The 17,781-nt window shown below is 74.9% G+C and carries 7 protein-coding genes; 2 read left to right on the top strand and 5 right to left on the bottom strand.

The features are described from left to right. Positions 1 to 116: 116 nt before the first annotated feature. The 4 genes from ASC60_RS17445 to ASC60_RS17430 all read right to left on the bottom strand — a co-directional run bounded on the left by ASC60_RS17445 (position 117) and on the right by ASC60_RS17430 (position 15,163). Positions 117 to 683 (bottom strand): cupin domain-containing protein, encoded by a 567-nt coding sequence (locus ASC60_RS17445; RefSeq protein WP_055551912.1) that lies wholly within the window; start codon positions 681 to 683, stop codon positions 117 to 119. A 1-nt stretch (position 684) separates the two neighbouring features. Then, positions 685 to 2,652 carry a class I adenylate-forming enzyme family protein gene (locus tag ASC60_RS17440; protein ID WP_055551910.1) on the bottom strand — a complete coding sequence of 656 codons (1,968 nt, stop codon included), beginning with the start codon at positions 2,650 to 2,652 and terminating at the stop codon, positions 685 to 687. Next, positions 2,649 to 14,255 carry an amino acid adenylation domain-containing protein gene (locus ASC60_RS17435; RefSeq protein ID WP_055551908.1) on the bottom strand — a complete coding sequence of 3,869 codons (11,607 nt, stop codon included), beginning with the start codon at positions 14,253 to 14,255 and terminating at the stop codon, positions 2,649 to 2,651. The genes ASC60_RS17440 and ASC60_RS17435 overlap by 4 nt, the downstream gene beginning before the upstream one ends. Positions 14,256 to 14,680: 425 nt before the next feature. After that, positions 14,681 to 15,163 (bottom strand): hypothetical protein, encoded by a 483-nt coding sequence (locus ASC60_RS17430; protein WP_055551907.1) that lies wholly within the window; start codon positions 15,161 to 15,163, stop codon positions 14,681 to 14,683. A gap of 232 nt (positions 15,164 to 15,395) precedes the next feature. Here ASC60_RS17430 and ASC60_RS17425 point away from each other — a divergent pair, with 232 nt between their 5' ends. Both ASC60_RS17425 and ASC60_RS17420 read left to right on the top strand, forming a co-directional pair. Continuing rightward, positions 15,396 to 15,929, top strand: a complete 534-nt coding sequence (locus ASC60_RS17425; RefSeq protein WP_055551905.1) for an EF-hand domain-containing protein — start codon at positions 15,396 to 15,398, stop codon at positions 15,927 to 15,929. Between the two features lie 50 nt (positions 15,930 to 15,979). Beyond that, positions 15,980 to 16,885, top strand: coding sequence for a class I SAM-dependent methyltransferase (locus ASC60_RS17420; protein WP_055551903.1), 906 nt, complete (start codon positions 15,980 to 15,982; stop codon positions 16,883 to 16,885). Positions 16,886 to 16,909: 24 nt separating this feature from the next. Here ASC60_RS17420 and ASC60_RS17415 read toward each other — a convergent pair whose 3' ends face one another. Then, positions 16,910 to 17,776: an AraC family transcriptional regulator gene (locus ASC60_RS17415; RefSeq protein WP_055551902.1), complete on the bottom strand. Its 867-nt coding sequence runs from the start codon at positions 17,774 to 17,776 to the stop codon at positions 16,910 to 16,912. Positions 17,777 to 17,781 lie beyond the last annotated feature (5 nt).

Below are 17,781 nucleotides of genomic sequence, written 5' to 3'. Positions count from 1 at the left end.
GGTAGGTCCAGCGCGACGAGGCGGGCCTGGCCCGCTTCGGCCTCATGCACGACGGCTTCCTCCGCCACGCATGAGGCCGGAGCGGGCCCCGATCATCGGTGATCGCATCCGGTCGCCTAGCCATCCTCGCCGGGCATGCCCGCGCACGCCCGGCAGGGACAGTGCGGACAGCCCACCGAGTGCAGGAAGCGCGGCGGACCAGCCGTACACAGGCAGATCATGCAGGTCAGCTCGCCGTCGTCGGCGACCACTTCCTCGTACGCCACCGGGGTCATCCGGTCGTCCGCGCCGATCCGCTTGTGCGGCGAGCCGACGGCGAGGATCAGATGGTCGGTGATCGCGCCGACCGCGTGCGGGATGCCGCCTTCGATCAGCAGGGTCTGCCCGGCCTGGGTCTCATGGATGCGGCCGTCGTAGGTGATGGTGCCGATACCGGCCACCACGGTCAGGATGTGGTGGCCGGGGTGGGTGTGCGGGACGAACCCGGCGCCCGCGGGCAGCCGGATCAGGTCGGCGCCGATGGCTCCGTTGGTCACCAGTTCGCGCCCGCTGGCGTTCGACGTGCCGTGCACCGGGACCGGCAGCGGGGCGTGCTCCACGTGCAGCCCGGTGTGGTCGGGGCGTATCGACTTCCGCGCCCATGTGGCGATGTTCAGCGCGGACTTGGTGTCCTGCTCCTGCATGTCACTCCCTCGGTTGTGATTCCCATACGACGCCGCCCAGGTCGTGGCGGCCGGATCGCAGCGTGGAGAAGCCCACCGCGGCCGGGTGGCCGGTGCGCGACCGCCCCGCCCAGGTCCAGCGGTCGGCACGGGCGCTCCCGTGGTCGTCCGCGAGACAGCGCCACAGGTAGTCGAGCGCCCATGGCACGCCGTCGGTGGCGTCGGCCGGGGCGTGGGGCAGCAGCCGCAGCCCGCCGTCCCCGGACTCCCACCACGTGCCGAACCGCGGTGCGTCGGACATCTCGGGTGCGATGCCTTCGGTGGCGCAGATGTCGGCGGCGAGGGCGGCGTATTCCGTCAGGGGCCACTGGGACCGCAGCCGCTCGCGCCACCGCGCCTTCTCGGCTTCCGGAAGCGGCTCCCACAACCCGTGTGCGCGCATGTGGTCGCGCAGGAAGTCGAAGGCGGCGAAGACGGGCTCCTCACCGGTGGGGACCGGCTCGTACACGGCGTACGGCGCGATCGCGCGCAGCGCGCGGTGCAGATCGCCCGAGGGCAGGCCCGGCGAGGGTGCGGGGCCGGTGCCGAGCAGGGTACGGGCGGTGACGGCGGCGTAGCGCAGCAGCCGTTCGTAGCGGACGGCGGAGATCCGCCGCACGGCCAGGGTGCGGCCCATCGCGGTGCGCTGCGGTTTGCCGGTGGCGGTGGCGAGGAAGCCGCCCCACCGGACGGCGGCGGGGCGCACGGCGGCCCGCTCGCACACGGCGCGCACCGCGTCGAGGGTGCCGGCGGGAGGGCCGTCGGTGACGAGGCCGGTCTCATGGCCGAGGGCGGCCTCGGCCACGGGGACGGCGGCGAAGCGGCCGCGCAGGCCCGCGTCGTGCCAGGTGCGCTCCACATCCAGCGGGTAATGCTTCTCGCCGCCCCGGTCGATGCGCTCCTTGGCGCGGCCCCTGAGCACGAGCAGGCCGTCGCGCAGCTCTCCGAGGTCGCCGGTGCGCAGCCAGCCGCCGGGGGCGAAGGCCTGGGCGGTGGCGGCCGGGTCGCGCCAGTAGCCGTTCATCATGTCCGGCGTTCTGATCCACACCTCGCCGGATTCGAGCCGCACCTCGGTGTCGGGCAGCGGGAGGCCGACCGGCGGGAAGCGGTCGAGGTACTGCGCCGTGAAGTCCTCGCCGGTCAGCTGGGGCATGGTGAGGCTGAAGTTGACCGCCTCGGTGAGCCCGTACCCCTGGCGGAGCCGGGGCCCGTAGCGCTGGTGGAAGCGCCGGGCGAGGTCGCCGGTGAGCGGGGCGGCCGCGGTGATCAGGTAGTCCAGGCCGTCCGGCCAGCCGGGTGCGGCCTCCACCAGCTCCGTGAGCAGGGCGGGGACGATCGAGGCGGTGCGGGCGCCACCCGCCGCGAGGTCGCGCAGATAGCGTTCGGGGTCGAAGGCGGTGTGCAGGATCAGCGGGGTGTGCGTGATGTGGGCGCCGATGAGCGACATCACGAGCGCGTTGCAGTGGTACAGCGGCAGACAGGTGCCGTGCGGGCGGTCGGGGGCGAAGCGGTGCAGCCGCGCCGTCTTGGCGGCGTTGCCGAGGACGGCGCGGCGGCTGAGCATCACGCCCTTGGGGACGCCGGTGGATCCGGAGGTGAACATGATGAACGCCAGCTCCGCCGCGCCGGGGTCGGGCTCGGCGGGCGCCCCGGGGAGGATCCGCAGTCCGATCGGGTGCGCGTGGTCGGCTGGGGTGTCGATGACGGCCGAGGCGTCCACGCGCCGTACGGTGGCCGCCAGTTCCGCGTCGGTGGTCCGCGGATGTTGTGGTACGGCGACGAGCCGCAGGTCGAAGCAGGTGAGCAGGGCCCCGGCCAGTGGTGCGCCGTGCGGGAGCCGGATGACGACGCGGGCGCCTGCCGGAAGGGTGTCCAGGCCCAGCAGCTCCGCGCGGAAGCGTTGCGCCAGTTCCGTCGTGTCCAGCGGGGCGCGCCGCACCACGGATGTCATGGGTTCTCCGTCCCTCGGGCGGTGCGGGTGGTCCGGTCGTGGCGGTCGTGGCGCCGCAGTTCTTCGGTGAGGATCCGGCCGAAGTCGCCGATGTGCCGGCGCTGCATGATCCGCTCGTGGTCGCCGGCCACTTCGTGGAGCGTGAGCGCGCCGGTGACCAGCGGGCGCCACGCCTTCTCCAGTGCCGTGCGGTTTCCGGCTCCGGCCACGTGGACGGCGTCGCCGTCCAGGACGGGGGGCCGGTAGCCGCGCAGGAGGCGGGCGTTGTTCTTCGCCACCGCGACGATGCGGCCGATGTCGTCTTCGGTGAGGGTCGACAGCGCGCTGCCCTCGGTGCGGAGCAGGGCGGTGACGGTGGCGAAGTCCAGCCCGCCGGGCGGGAAGCGCCGCTCGTCGTGTCCCGCGGCGGTCACCAGGATGCGGTGGATCCGTTCCTCGTCGATGTGTTCACCGGCTCCGTCGCCGTCGATCCCGTCGTCGCCGGGTGGCAGGGTGTCGACGACGCACACCAGCCCCGGTGCGACGCCCAGCTCCCGCAGCCGCACGGCCATGGCGTGGGCGACGAGCCCGCCGAAGGACCAGCCGATCAGGTGGTACGGGCCGTGCGGGCGTACCGACCGCAGCTCGTCCACGTACCGCGCGGCCATCTCCTCGATGCTGGAGGGCAGTTCGCGGACACCACCGGGGCCCTCGCCCCGGAACGCGTAGAGCGGATGGGCGCCGTCGAGGTGGTGCAGCAGCCCGGCGTACAGCCAGCCGATGCCGCTCAGGGGGTGCACACAGAACACCGGCGCCGCCTCGCCGGTGGCACGGTACGCGATGAGGTGGCCCCGGGCGGTGGGGGTGCCGTCGTCGAGACGCGCGGCGAGCGTGGCCGGGGTGGCCGCCTCGAACAGGTCGCGGACGGTGGGCCGCAGACCCAGTACGTCACGGATGCGGGTGGCGAGCCGGGTGGCGCTCAGCGAGTGGCCGCCCAGGGCGAAGAAGCTGTCCGTGGCACCGACCCGGGACACGCCCAGCACCTCGGCGAACAACCGGCACAGCGTCTCCTCCCGCAGCGTGCCCGGCGCCCGGCCCCCGGTGCCGCTCCCCCAGTCCGGCTCGGGCAGCGCACGCCGGTCCACCTTGCCGTTGCGGGTCAGCGGGAGGCGGTCGAGCGGGTGGAGGCGGGCCGGGAGCATATAGCCGGGCAGCCGCGCGGCCAGGTGGTCCCGTACGGAGTCGAGGTCGGCCCGGGACAGGTGGCCTACGACGTACCCCACCAGCCGACGGTCGTCCGGGCCCGTGTCCCACACCGCCGCGGCGGCGGCCCGCACCCGGGGATGCGTGGCCAGCGCCGCTTCGACCTCGCCGAGTTCGACGCGGTGGCCGCGCAGTTTGATCTGGTCGTCGTCGCGGCCGTGGAAGCGCAGCGTGCCATCGGCCCGCCACGAGGCCAGGTCGCCGGTGCGGTACATGAGGGCGCCGGGCGGGCCGAAGGGGTCGGGGACGAAGCGCCGCGCGGTGAGCGACGGGCGGTGCAGATAGCCGTGGGCGACGCCCGCGCCCGCCAGATACAGATCGCCGATGGCGCCGGGCGGCACGGGCCGCAGCCGGGGGCCCAGGACGTACGCGCGCGTGTTGGCGACGGGCCGGCCCAGCGGCACGCCGGGCTCCTGTGGGCCGTCGACGAGGTGGCAGGCGGACCAGACGGTGGTCTCGGTGGGCCCGTAACAGGCGAACAGGCGGCAGCCGAGGCCGGTGAGGGTTTCGGCGAGCGGGCCGGGGACGGCCTCGCCGCCGATCACCGCGCGCATGCCGCGCAGCACACCCGGCCGCCGGTCGGCCAGGATCCGCCAGCGCGAGGGGGTGGCCTGCATGACGGTGACGCGGTGCCGGGCCAGGAGGGCGAGCAGGGCGTCCGGGTCGCGGAGCGTGGCGGCGTCGGCGACCACCGTGGCGGCGCCGGTGACGGGGCCGAGGAACAGCTCGGGCACCGACATGTCGAAGTTGGCGGGCGCGGCGGCCAGGACGCGGTCGCCTTCGTGGACACCGAGGCGGTGGCGCATGGCCGCCAGCAGGTTCGCCAGCGCGGCGTGCGGGACGACGACGGCCTTCGGGTGGCCGGTGGAGCCGGAGGTGTGGATCGCGTACGCGGCGTCGTCGGGCAGCAGGGCCGGACCGGGTGGGGTGGCGGCCGGTCCGGCGGTGAGCGTCCACGGCTCACCGCCGGTGCCGCCGGTGCCCGGGGCGCGCAGGACGAGGGCGGGGCGGGCGTCGGCGAGCAGGGCGGCGATCCGGTCGGGCGGCAGCCCGGGGTCGAACGGCAGATACGCGGCCCCGGTGGACAGCACGGCCAGACACGCCGTGATCAGGGCCGTGTCGCGCGGCAGGCCGACGGCGACCAGCCGGCCCGGGCCCGCGCCGCGCGCCCGTAGCGTCCGGGCCAGGTCCGCGACCCGTTCGGCGAGCTGCCGGAAGTCCAGCGTCTCCGTGGCCCCGATCACGGCGGGCGCGTGCGGGGTACGGCGGGCCCGGGCGGCGAACAGCTCGGCCACGCCCGCCCCTGATACGTCCTCCACGGTGTCGTTCCAGGTGGTGACGGTCCGCCGCTCCTCGTCCTCCGTGAGCAGCGGCAGGTCCGCGACGGCCCGTCCGGGGTCGGCCACGGCGGCGCGCAGCAGCCGGGCCAGCCGCTCGTTCAGCGCGTCCGCCGTGCTCGGGGTGAACAGGTCGGCGTTGAACTCCAGCACCCCGGCCACGCCCGCGGGCGCGCCCGTCGCGTCGTACTCCTGCCGCAGGCTCCACAGCAGGTCCAGCCGGGCCCGGTCGCCGTGCACCGGCACCGGCCGCGCGGTGATCCCGGGCAGGTCGAGGCCGGCGGGAGGCGTGTCCTGGAAGGCCAGCATCACCTGGAAGAGGGGGTGGTGGGCGGTGGACCGCGGCGGGTTGAGGATCTCCACCAGCCGCTCGAACGGCAGCTCCTGGTGGTCGAAGGCGTCCAGGTCGGCCGTGCGCACCCGGCGCAGCAGCTCGGTGAAGGCCGGCGTGCCGGACAGGTCGGTGCGCAGCACCAGCGTGTTGACGAAGCAGCCGACGGTGTCGTGCAGCGCCGCGTCGTGGCGGCCCGCGACCGGCGTGCCGACCGGGATGTCCTCGCCCGCGCCGAGCCCGGACAGCAGGGCGGCGATCGCGGCGTGCAGCACCATGAACACGCTCGCGCCGTGCGCGTGGGCGAGGTCGGCGAGCCCCCGGTGCAGCGCGGCGTCCAAGGACACCGGGACGGTGCCGCCGCGGTGCGAGAGGGCGGGCGGGCGCGGATGGTCGGCGGGCAGGGGCAGCACCTGCGGGATGCCGCTCAGGGCGCGCGTCCAGTACGCGACGTCGTCGTCGGTGGGCAGGTCCCGCTGCCAGAGGGTGAAGTCCGCGTACTGCGCGGGCAGCGGCTCCCACCGCGGGGCGTGCCCCGCGGCCCTGGCCCGGTAGGCGGCCGAGAGGTCGCGGGTGAGCGGGGCCAGCGACCAGCCGTCGGCCGCGATGTGGTGGAGCAGCAGCATCAGGACGTGGCGGTGGGGCCCCAGCCCGTACAGCGTGGCCCGCAGGGGCGGTCCGGCGGTCAGGTCGAAGGGGCGGGCGGCGTCGGCGGCGAGCCGCCCGGCCAGGTCCGCCTCGGCTGCCTCGTCCAGCTCCGCCGTCTCCAAGGGCGGCGCGGCGGGGGTCGTCGGGCGCTGCCGGGGTTCGCCGTCGTGGACGTCCACGACGGTGCGCAGGCTCTCGTGCCGCGTCATCACGTCCAGGAGGGCGGCGCGCAGCGCCCCGGTGTCCAGCGGTCCGTCGAGCGCCACGGCGAAGGGCATGTGGTACGTCGGGCCCGCGTCCTCGAACTGGTGGAGGAACCACAGGCGGGCCTGGGCGTACGACAGCGGCACGCGGTCCGGGCGCGGGCCGGGGCGCAGCGGCGGCCGGGCCGCCCCGGGCGAGGGGGCGACGCGCGGGGCGAGCGCGGCGACGGTGGGCGCGTCGAACAGCGTGCGGATGCCGAGGTCGGCGCCGAGACCCGCGCGGATCTTGTTGATGAGCTGGGTGGCCAGCAGCGAGTGGCCGCCGAGGTCGAAGAAGCCGTCGTCCACGCCGACTTCGGGCACGCCGAGCGTGTCGGCGAAGGCGCGGCACAGGAACCGCTCCACGTCGGTGGCGGGCGCCCGCCCGGCCCCGGCCCGCAGGCCCTCGGTGGGGGCGGGCAGGGCGTGCCGGTCGAGTTTGCCGTTGCGGGTCAGCGGCAGCCGGGCGATCGGCACCACGAAGCCGGGCACCATGTGACCGGGCAGGTGGGCGGCCACGTGGTGGCGCAGCGCGGCGGGGTCGAGCGGGGTGTCCTCCGCCGCCGGCACGGCGTACGCCACGAGCCGGGCGCCACTGTTCTCGGCGGGCAGGGCGAGGACGGCGGCCCGGGCGACATCGGGGTGGCGCTCCAGGACGGCCTCGATCTCGCCCGGTTCGATCCGGAAACCGCGGATCTTCACCTGGTGGTCGGTGCGGCCCAGGTACTCCAGCGTGCCGTCCGGCCACCGCCGCGCCAGATCTCCCGAACGGTACATCCGGGCGCCGGGCGGGCCGAAGGGGTCGGCCACGAAGCGGGTCGCGGTCAGCGCCGGGCGGCCGAGGTAGCCGCGCGCCACGCCGGGGCCGGAGAGGTGGATCTCGCCGGGGCAGCCGGGCGGTACGGGCCGCAGCGCGTGGTCGAGCAGATGAAGCCGCAGGTCGGCGAGTGGTGCCCCGATGGCGCTGCGGGTGTCGGCCGGGTCGGTCAGCTCGGCGTACGTGGAGTGCACGGTGGTCTCGGTGATGCCGTACATGTTCACCAGCCGCGGGCTGCCGGGCGCGCCGGGGCCCTCGGGATACCAGGCGCGGACGCGGCGCGGGTCCAGGGCCTCTCCGGCGAAGACCACGACGCGCAGCGCGTGCCCCAGCGGTGCGCGGGTCTCCCGTTCCATGCCGGCCGCCGCCTCGGCGAGTTGGTAGAACGCCGACGGCGTCTGGCACAGGGCGGTGACCCGCTCGCGGACCAGCAGCCGCCACAGGTCGCGCGGCGACCGGCTGACCGTATGCGGCACGATGACGAGCCGCCCGCCACGGCCGAGGGCCGCCCACAGCTCCCATACGGACACGTCGAAGGCGTACGAGTGGAACAGGGCGTGCACATCGCCCGGCCCGAAGCCGAACCGCTCATCGGTGGTGTCCAGCAGCCGTACGACGTTGTCGTGCGTGACGACGACGCCCTTGGGGGTGCCGGTCGAACCGGAGGTGTGGATCACGTACGCGGTGGTGCGCGGGTCGGTGCACCGGCCGGGGTCACCGGCCGGGCCCGTGGCCAGGGCGGCGGCCACTTCCGGATCGTCCAGCAGCAACCGGTCCCGGCCGGGCGGCAGCAGGGCCGCGGTGCCGGCCGTGGCGACGGCCAGGGGCGGGTCCGCCTCGTCGAGCACCTGGCGGACGCGCTCGGGCGGGGTGGCCGGGTCCAGCGGCAGATAGCCCGCGCCGGACTTGAGCACGGCGAGGACCGCGGTCACCAGGTCGGCGCCGCGCGGCAGGGCGAGGGCGACGAGTCGGCCCGGGTCCGCGCCACGGGCCATGAGCAGCCGCGCGAGGCGGTTCGCCCGCTCGTTCACCTGCCGGTAGGTGAGGGTGTGTTCGCCGTCGGTCAGCGCGGGGGCGTCGGGTCGGGCCGCCGCCCGCGTCTCGAACAGCACGGGCAGGGTCGGGCGGCCCGGTGTCCGCTCGACGGCCGGGAGCGGGGGCGTCCGCTCGTCCGGCAGGAGCAGGCCGATGTCGGCGAGCCGGGCGCCGGGCGCGGCGGCGATACGGCGCAGCAGCGCCCCGAACCGGTCGAGGAGCCGCCGGGCGTCGTCCGGGTCCAGCACCGTGGTGTGGTGGTCGAGCTGCAGCCGCAGCCGCTCCTGGTCACCGGGCAGGACGGCGAGGGTCAGCGGGTAGTGCGTGCTGTCCAGCACCCGCAGCCCGGTGATCTCGATACCGGGCGCGACATCCCGCAGGGCGTCGGCGTCGAGGGGGTAGTTCTCGAACACGACCAGGGTGTCGAACAGTTCCCCGTGCCCCGCGAGGCGCTGCAGCCGGGTGAGGTCGGCGTGCTGGTGCTCGACGACGGCGAGCTGCTGGTCGCGCAGCGCGCGCAGCGTCTCCTCGACAGTGCGGGAGGGGTCGAGGCGGACCCGGACCGGGATGGTGTTGATCAGCAGGCCGACGATGTTCTCCACACCGGGCAGCTCGGGCGGGCGGCCCGAGACGGTGGTCCCGAACACCACGTCGTCGCGGCCGGTGTGGGCACCCAGCAGCATCGCCCAGCCCAGCCGCACGAGCGTGCTGACGGTCAGCCCGTGCGCGCGGGCCGCCCGCCGCAGCGCGCCCGTCGCGTCGGCGTCCAGCGCGGCGTGGAGGCGGGCGTGGCCGGTGGTGTCGGTGGTGCCGGTGGTGTCCCGGTCGGCGGTCCGGCTCCGGTCCCCGGCGATCAGTGTGGGGCCGTCCAGGCCGGACAGCACGGTTCGCCACGCGGCCTCGTCGGCCTCGGCGTCGCGGTCGCCGAGCCAGTCGAGGAAGGCGCGGTACGGGGTGACGGCGGGCGGCGTCCCGCCCGCGTAGAGGGTGAACAGCTCCCGTACGGCGATGGGCCAGGACCAGCCGTCCAGCAGGATGTGGTGTGCCGTCAGCACGAGCACGTGCCGCCGGGGTGTGGCGGTGCGCAGCAGGGCCGCGCGCAGCGCCGGGGGCCGGGCCAGGTCGAACCGCAGCCGCCGGTCCCGGTCGAGGAAGTCCGCCTCTTCCCGGGCCGACGCCGCCCGTTCCTCCCGCCACGCGACGTCGATCCGCTCCGGCCACACCTGCACGGGCCGTCCGTCGGCGTCCGGCCGGAACCCGGCGGCCAGATTCGGATGCCTGCGCAGCAGCGCGTGCACGGCCTCCCGCAGGGCGGTGACGTCGAGCGCGCCGGTCAGCTCGAAGACGAACTGGACCAGATACGGGTCGGCGCCGCCGCTCTCGCCGTGCTCGTACCGCGAGTGGAACAACAGCCCCTGGGCGAGCGGTGGCAGCGGCAACACCGCGCCCGAGCGGTCGGCCGCTCGGGCGGCGAGCGCGGCGAGGTGGGTGAACCAGCGGTCGGCCAGGGCGGTCAGACGGGTGTCGTCCAGCAGCTTTCCGGCCCAGGACCACATGGCGGTCAGGCGGGGGCCTTCGGGGTGGTCGGCTATCACCGCGTCGAGTTCGATGGCGTGCGCCAGCGGCAGGTCGCGCGGGGCACTGGAGGCGAGGACGCTGTCCTGCGGGCTCCAGTCCCGTTCGCCGTCCGCGTCGAAGCGGCCGAGGTAGTTGAAGGCGATCCGTGGTGGGGCGGGGGCGGCCAGCCGGGCGGCGGTGTCCGGGTTGAGGTGGCGCAGCAGGCCGTGGCCGAGGCCGTGGGCCGGTACCGCGCGCAGGGCCGTACGGATCCGGGCCACGGCGCGGTCCCAGGGCGTGTCCTCGCCACCGGCGTCGAGCAGGGCCGGGTGGAGGGTGGTGAACCAGCCGACCGTACGGGACAGTTCGAGGTTGTCGGCGAACTCCTCCCGGCCGTGGCCCTCCACCTCCAGCCCGACGGCCGACTCACCGCTCCCCCGCCACTCCGCGACGGCCCGGACGAACGCGGTGAGCAGCAGGTCGCCCCGCGAGGCGCCGAAGGCGGCGGGGGCCCGCTCGGTCAGGGCCTCGGTGACGGCGGCCGGGAGGGTGCGGGTGTGCCGCCGTCGCGTGGCCTCGGTGTCCCGCGCCGGATCCAGCCGCAGATCCGCCGCGAAGCGGCCCGCCGCGTCGGCGATCCGGGTCCAGTAGGGGAATTCGGCCAGCACCGGGGCGTCCCGTGCGTGGGCCGCGAGCGCGCGGCTCCACGCCGCGAAGGACGTACCGTCCGGTGGCGCCGCGGGGGCCCGGCCGTCCCGTACCGCGGGCCAGGCCTCCCGCAGGTCGTCGAGGAGCACGCGCCATGACACGCCGTCGACGGCGAGGTGGTGCACGGCGAGGACGAGGGTGCCGGGCCGGTCCGCTCCGGCGTCGAACCACTCCGCGTGCACCACGCGCCCCACCGTGGGGTCCAGCCGCTCCCGGGCCCGCGCGGCGCGCTCCCGTACGGCGGCGCGCAGCGCGTCCCCGTCCAGCCGGCCCGCGTCGTGCCGGACCAAGCCGGGCCGCCCGTGGGGGTCGGTGCGCAGCTCCCAGCCGGAGTCGCGGGTGGACAGCCGGAGGCGCAGCATGGCGTGGCGGTCGAGGAGCGCGTCGAGGAGGTGGCGCAGCCTCGGCGTGTCCAGTCCGGCGGGCGTGCGCAAGGTCATGGACTGCGCGAACCCGGCGACGGGGCCGCCGCGTTCGCGCAGCCAGTGCATCACCGGAGTCGGCTCCACCGTCGGGTCCGCATCGGCGTCGGTGCCGCTGGGTGGGCCGGACCGGTCGGCGAGGGTCGCGGCCAGGGCGGTGACCGTGGGGTGGCGGAAGACGTCCTGGGAGGTGAGTGGGAGCCCTGCCCGCCTGGCCCGGCTGACCAGGTGGATCGCCAGGATGCTGTCGCCACCCAGGGTGAAGAAGCCGGTCTCCGGCGGGATGTCCTGCTCGCCCAGCACCTCGCGGAACAGCGCGGTGAGCGCTTCCTCGGCGGGTGTGCGGGGCCGCCGGTCCGCATCCTCGCCGTGCGCGCCGTCGCGTCGCGGGGTGGGCAGCGGGGGCAGCGCGGCGCGGTCGAGCTTGCCGTTGCGGGTGAGGGGGAGCCGTTCGACGGGGACGATCGCCGAGGGCACCATGAACGCCGGAAGGTGCTCGGCGGCGTGGCGCTTCAGCTCCTCCACGCCGACGTCATGGGTGACGACGTACGACACGAGCCCGCGCTCGCCGGGCCGGTCCTCGCGGAGCACGGTGGCGGCCCGGGTCACGTCGGGGTGGCGGCACAACGCGGCGTCGATCTCGCCGGGTTCGACGCGGTAGCCGCGCAGTTTGACCTGGCTGTCGGCGCGGCCCGCGAAGTCGAGGGTCCGGTCCTGGTTCCAGCGGGCGAGGTCTCCGGTGCGGTACATCCGGGCGCCGGGCGGGCCGAACGGGCAGGCCACGAAGCGCTCCGCCGTACGGCCCGGCGCGCCGAGATAGCCCCGGGCGAGCCCGGTGCCGGAGAGGTAGACCTCGCCGGTGACGCCGGGCGGGACGGGGCGCAGCGCGTCGTCGAGGAGGTGCACCCCAGTGCCGTCGAGCGGGCCGCCGATGGGCACCGACGCGGTGTGGTCGGGGAGGCGGTCCACCGGGTGCCGGGTGGCGAAGACGGTGGTCTCGGTGGGTCCGTAGCCGTTGACGACGGCGGGGGCCCGGTGTGCGGCGCGGACGCGCCGCACGGCCTCGGGCGCGACCACGTCGCCGCCGGTCCACACCTGGCGGACACCGGCCAGGCAGCCGGGATCTTCTTCGGCGGCGGCCGCGAACAGGCCCGCCGTCAGCCACAGTCCGGTGACGCGGTGCGCGGCGATGACCTCGCGCAGCACGCCGAGGTCCATACGGCCCGGTGGGGCGATGACGATCTCTCCGCCGGTGAGCAGCGGCACCCACAGTTCCAGGGTGAGCGCGTCGAAGGCGTGCGGGGAGTGCAGCAGCACCCGCTCCGCGCCGCCTTCGCTCCACCAGCGGTCGGAGGCGAGCCGTACGAGGTTGCCATGGGTGATCGCGACGCCCTTCGGGGCGCCGGTCGAGCCCGAGGTGTACATCACGCACGCGAGGTGGTCCGGGTGGACGGTCGGCGGCTGATACGGCGGGGTGGACGGCTCGTCGCCGACGACGAGGGTGTGGTGCCCCCGGTCGCGGAACCACGCGGCGATGCCGTCGTCCCGGGTCGTGGTGTCGGTGATCAGGAACCGCGCCCCGGCTCCGGCGGCGATCGCGGCCAGGCGGCCGGGGCCGTCCGCGCGGTGCAGCGGCAGATACGCGGCGCCCGCCTTGACCACGCCCAGTACGGCGACGACGAGGTCGGGCGAGCGCTCGAGGAGGAGGCCCACCGGCGTCTCGGCGGTGACGCCGGCCGCGGTCAGCCGGGCCGCGAGGGCGGTGGCGCGGGCGTCGAGCTGACGGTAGGTGAGCCGCTCGCCGGTGGCGGCCGAGCGCACGGCGAACGCCTCGGGGGTGGCGGCGGCATGGTCCTGGAACCGCGCGAGCGCCGTGCGCGACGGTCCGGTGTGCCGCTGTGGCCGCCCGCTGCCCGCCGCCCCGATCCGGTCGCGCTCGGCGGCCGAGGTGACGGCGTAACGCGCCACCGGGGTCCGGCCCGGGCGGGCAGCGGCCTGGCGCAGCACGCGCAGGAAGCGGTCGGCGGCGTCGCGCAGCAGCTCCGGGGAGTGGTTGGCCGGGTTGGCGTCGGCGTCGATGGTGAGCGGGCCGTCGCCACGGTCGTACGCCACGAGGGACAGGTCCTCCGAGGGCGGCGCCTGGACGTTGTGCACGGTGGCGGTGGCCGGCCCGAAGCGCAGCCCGTAGGCGAAGCGCTGGATGTTGAGGACGGGCCCGAAGAAGCGCCGCCCGTCCTGGGGGTAGCCCAGGTCGCGGCGCAGTTGCTCGCCCCGGTAGCGCTGGTGCCGCTGGACGCGGGCGATCGCCTCGTCGGCCCGGGCCGCCAGCTCCGTGAAGGGGGCGGCGGGGTCGACGGACAGGCGCAGCGGCAGCACGTTGGCCGCCATGCCGGGCACCTGTCGGCTCCGCTCGCTGACCCGCCCGGTGACCGGCAGGCTGAGGACGATGTCCCGGCTGCCGGTCATCGCGTGGACGAAGACGGCGGTCGCCGCGATGACGAGCCGCGACCAGCGCTGCCCCATGTCCCGGGCGGCCGAGCGCAGTCGGGCGAACTCCGCTTCGGTCAGGGTGCTGGTCAGCCGCAGCGAGGCGGCCGGTACCGGGGCGGGGCGCGGGGCCAGGCTGAGGAACCCCGGATGGCCTTCCATATGGTCGAGCCACCACCGCCGGTCGGCCTTCCAGTGCGGTGAGGCGCGGTAGGCGCGGTCCTCGTCGAGGACGGCCCGGAGCGGACTCCAGCCGGTCCCTGGTATCGGGCCGCCGTCGAGCAGGCTGCCGTAGAGGTCGGCGACGCGGCGCGAGAAGAGCGTCATGCCGAAGCCGTCGAGGACGATGTGGTGCACCCGAGTGAACAGCAGATGCCGGTGGTCGCCGACGCGCAGGACCGCGCCGTCGAACAGCTCCCCCTCGGCCAGGTCGACGGGCCGGGACAGCGCCTCGCGCATCCAGTCGAGGGCCGTCGCGCACGGGTCGGGCTCGTGCCGCAGGTCACGCACCGGAAAGGGGACGGAGCGCGGGCGCGCCACGCGCTGGATGGGCCGCCCGTCCGGCGCCTCGGTGAAGCGGACGTGGAGGGCCTCGGTCTCGCGCACGGCCTGCCGCACGGCGGCCACGAGGACGTCGGTGTCGAGCGGGCCGGTGATGTCGGTGTACTCGCCCCAGAGGTAGGGCGAGGTCAGGTCGGGCCGGGACCGCTCGGCCAGCCACACGCCCGACTGCGCCTCGGAAAGGGGGAGTTCGGTGCCGGTTTCGTCCAGGGCCATGAGGTTCCCGCCCGGCCGCCATGTGGACGACCTCAACGTAGAAGTGGCTTCGCAGGGCGATGTGCGTCAGTCGTCGGTGTGTGCGGGCACGGGGCCGCTCGGCGGTGGTCCGATCTTGTCCGGTTCACCGGAAGACTAACAGGCCAGCAAAGGCATCGCAAAGAGATGGCAATGAACAGGATCATCACTTCGCATCGTCGAGCGCGCCACAACGCGGCGGAACCAGCCGGGACATGGCGGACCGAGGCGGCTCACGCCCCCGGGAACACCACCGGCACACCCGTCCCGTCCGCAAACGCGGCGCGGGGCGGGCACGCACGAAGCCGCCCGCCGAAGACCGCATCAGGCGGTCTTCGGCGGGCGGTGGACAGGTCGGGCGGTTCGGGTGGTTCGAGTGGTCAGGGCGGTTCGGGCGGGCGGGCCGGTCAGATACGGCCGCCCGTCATCCGCGTGACGGGACCATGGCCGCTGCGCTCCGCATGGCGGCCCACGGCGTAGGAGGCCGCGGTGAGGGCGGTGACACCGGCCGCGGCACCGGCCGCGATGAGCTTGCGATTCTTCAGCACGGTCCAGGCGGTCGCCGCGGCAGAGGTCATCTGCCCGGCCGCCGAGGTCACCCCCTTCAGCGTCGCCGTCATGGCGGTACCGGCGGACTCGGCCGCCTTGCCCGCCGTGGCCCCCGCCGACGTCACGGCGCTGCCGACGGCACTGCCCACGCCGGCCGCGGTGCGCGCCGCGCCGGCGCCCGCGGACTTGGCGGCATTGGCGGTCGCCTGGCCTGCGGACTCCGCCTTCGACGCCGTCTTCTCCGCCGCCTTCGCGGAGGTCTCCTTGGCCTTGCCGGCTGCCGCCTTCGTGGCCTTGGTGGCGCGGTCGGTCGATTCGTTGTTCGCTCCTGCGTTAGCCATGGTGTACGAATTGCCCGATCAGGCCGATGCAAACAAGGCATGAAGATTCCGGTGAGATCCCGTGGCTATCGGGCCTGCACAACCACGACCTGACGGATGCTCTATCCGCACAATTCCATTCCTTCGAGTGAACGGCGCTCGGTTGCTGCCGCATGCGCGGGGCGGCGACCGGATAGTGAGCCGGCGGCCGGACACGAAGCTTGCCGGCCATGGACCGGAAGGGACACGGTTGATGCGCACAGAGGCCACCCAGCGGGTCGCGCTCGTCTTCTCCCTGCTCGACGCCGATGGAAACGGCGTCCTGGAAGCCGAGGACTTCGAACTCATGGCGGGCCGCGTCGTCGAGGCGGCGCCCGACGCGGACGAGGCGGCCAAGGACGCCATGCGCGCGGCCTTCCGTCAGTACTGGACGACCCTGCGCGGGGAAGCGGACGCCGACGGAGACGGTGAGATCACCTTCGAGGAGTACAGCGGCTGCGTGCTCTCGCCCGAGCGATTCGACGCGACGATCGACGCGTTCGCCCAGGCGCTGGCCGCGCTCGGGGACCAGGACGGCGACGGGACGGTCGAACGCCCCAGGTTCGTGGCGCTGATGACGGCGATCGGCTTCGAGCGCGCGAACATCGACGCCCTCTTCGACGCCTTCGGTCCCTCCGGCGCGGACCGGATCCGGGCGGCGACCTGGGTCGAGGGGATCAAGGACTACTACGCCCCGGGCAAGGCCGGCATCCCCGGCGACCATCTGGTCGCGGGCACGGCGGCCTGACCACCGGTCACGGCGGCCACGTGGCCGCAACGCCCCGGGGAGGAGGAGAGATGGCCGAGGCGGCCCGGGAGAACACCGGGGAAGGAGTGGCAGGGGGCGTCGGGCGGACCGCTCTCATGGTGGCCGCGGCGCGGGCGATCGAGGCCCACCGCCCCGACGCGCTCGCGCGGGACCCGTACGCGGAGCACTTCGTACGCGCCGCGGGGCGGGCGGCCGCACACTGGCCGGTGCGGCCCGAGCAGGTGCCCGGCGGGGACGCCGATCCCCTCTGGGGGCGGCTGGGGCGCTACTTCGGCCTGCGGACCCGCGCCCTCGACGACTTCCTCCTGGCCCGGGCGCGCGCGGGCACCCGCCAGGTGGTCCTGCTCGGGGCGGGTCTCGATACCCGGGCGTACCGGCTCGACTGGCCGCCCGGCCGCACGGTCTTCGAGATCGACCAGGGTCCGGTCCTCGCGTTCAAGCGCGGCGTCCTCGACGGGCTGGGCGCCGCGCACCGGGCGGAGCGGGTCACGATCACGGCCGATCTGCGGCTCGACTGGGCCGGGGCGCTCACCGCCGGGGGCTTCGATCCGGCCCAGCCGACCGCCTGGCTGGCGGAGGGGCTCCTGCTCTATCTGCCCCGCACCGCCGAGCAGGGACTCATCGACACGGTGGACGGGCTGAGCGCGGCGGGCAGCGCCCTCGCGTACGAGGTGAAGCTCGGCACGGAGTCGGCGGCGATCCGCGACAGCCCGGTCTACTCCGCGGCACGGCACCGGATCGGCGTCGACCTGCTCACCCTGTTCGACGGCGAGCCGCGGCCCGACTCCGCCGCGGACCTGACCGCGCGGGGCTGGTCCACGACGGTCCGTACCCCGTTCGACTTCACCCGCCGCTACGGACGCGGCCCGCGCCCCGAGCCGTACGACGCCCTGGCCGCCAACCGGTGGGTGTTCGCCCACCGTCCGGGCGCGTGACGCTCAACCACCGCCCGTCACCGCTCAGACCGCGGTCCGCTCCACCGGGATCCACAACTCCGCGTCCGCCTCCGCCCCGTCCTGCGACAGCCGGGTGCGCAGGATCTCCGGCCCCGGCCTGCTCCGGTACGGATTGGACGGGAACCACTGCGTGAACACATCGCGCCACAGGTACTGGAGCGCGTGCGGGAACGGGCCGGAGTTCTCGAAGACGGCCCAGGTCCCCGCCGGGACGGTGAGCGTGTCCAGGTCCTTCGGACCTGCGGATCCGGTCACCACGCCGTGGTAGTAGTCGAGTTCGGTTCCCTCCGCCCGGCTCGGGTCGAGGTTGTCACTGACCCCGACGATCCCCTCCGGTTCCTGGTCGGACAGTGCGGCGACGCGCCGCGTCGTCTCCGCGTCGATGCCGCGGATGAACTCGGCGATCGCCGGGTTCACCCCCACATGAACGAGCGGAACCCGGGCCTTCTTGCCGACCACATGGAACCGTTCCCTCTCCACGACCCAGTATCGCATGGTGCTACTCCCTTCGACGACAAGGCGGAAGGACATCCGTGGCTGGGAGTTCAGCGCGGCACCGCCGCGCCGGGCCTCGCCCGGGCCCACGCCGTGCAGGGTGCGGAACGCCCGTGCGAACGCCTCCCCCGAGCCGTAGCCGTAGCGCACCGCGATCTCCAGCAGCGTCCGCTCTCCGGCGAGCACCTCGGCCCCGGCGACGGTGAGCCGTCTGCGCCGGATGTACTCCGACAGCGAGATCCCCGCCAGCGCGGAGAACATCCGGCGGAAGTGGTACTCCGACGTCACCGCGATCCGCGCCAGCTCGGTCACCTCGATCCGCTGATCGAGATGCGACTCGATGTGGTCCAGGGCCTCGTTCAGCCGCTCCAGCACCTCGG

The sequence above is a fragment of the Streptomyces sp. NBRC 110028 genome, assembly GCF_001417735.1.
Taxonomy (GTDB): domain Bacteria; phylum Actinomycetota; class Actinomycetes; order Streptomycetales; family Streptomycetaceae; genus Streptomyces.
This window is presented reverse-complemented; position numbering and strand designations above follow the sequence as displayed.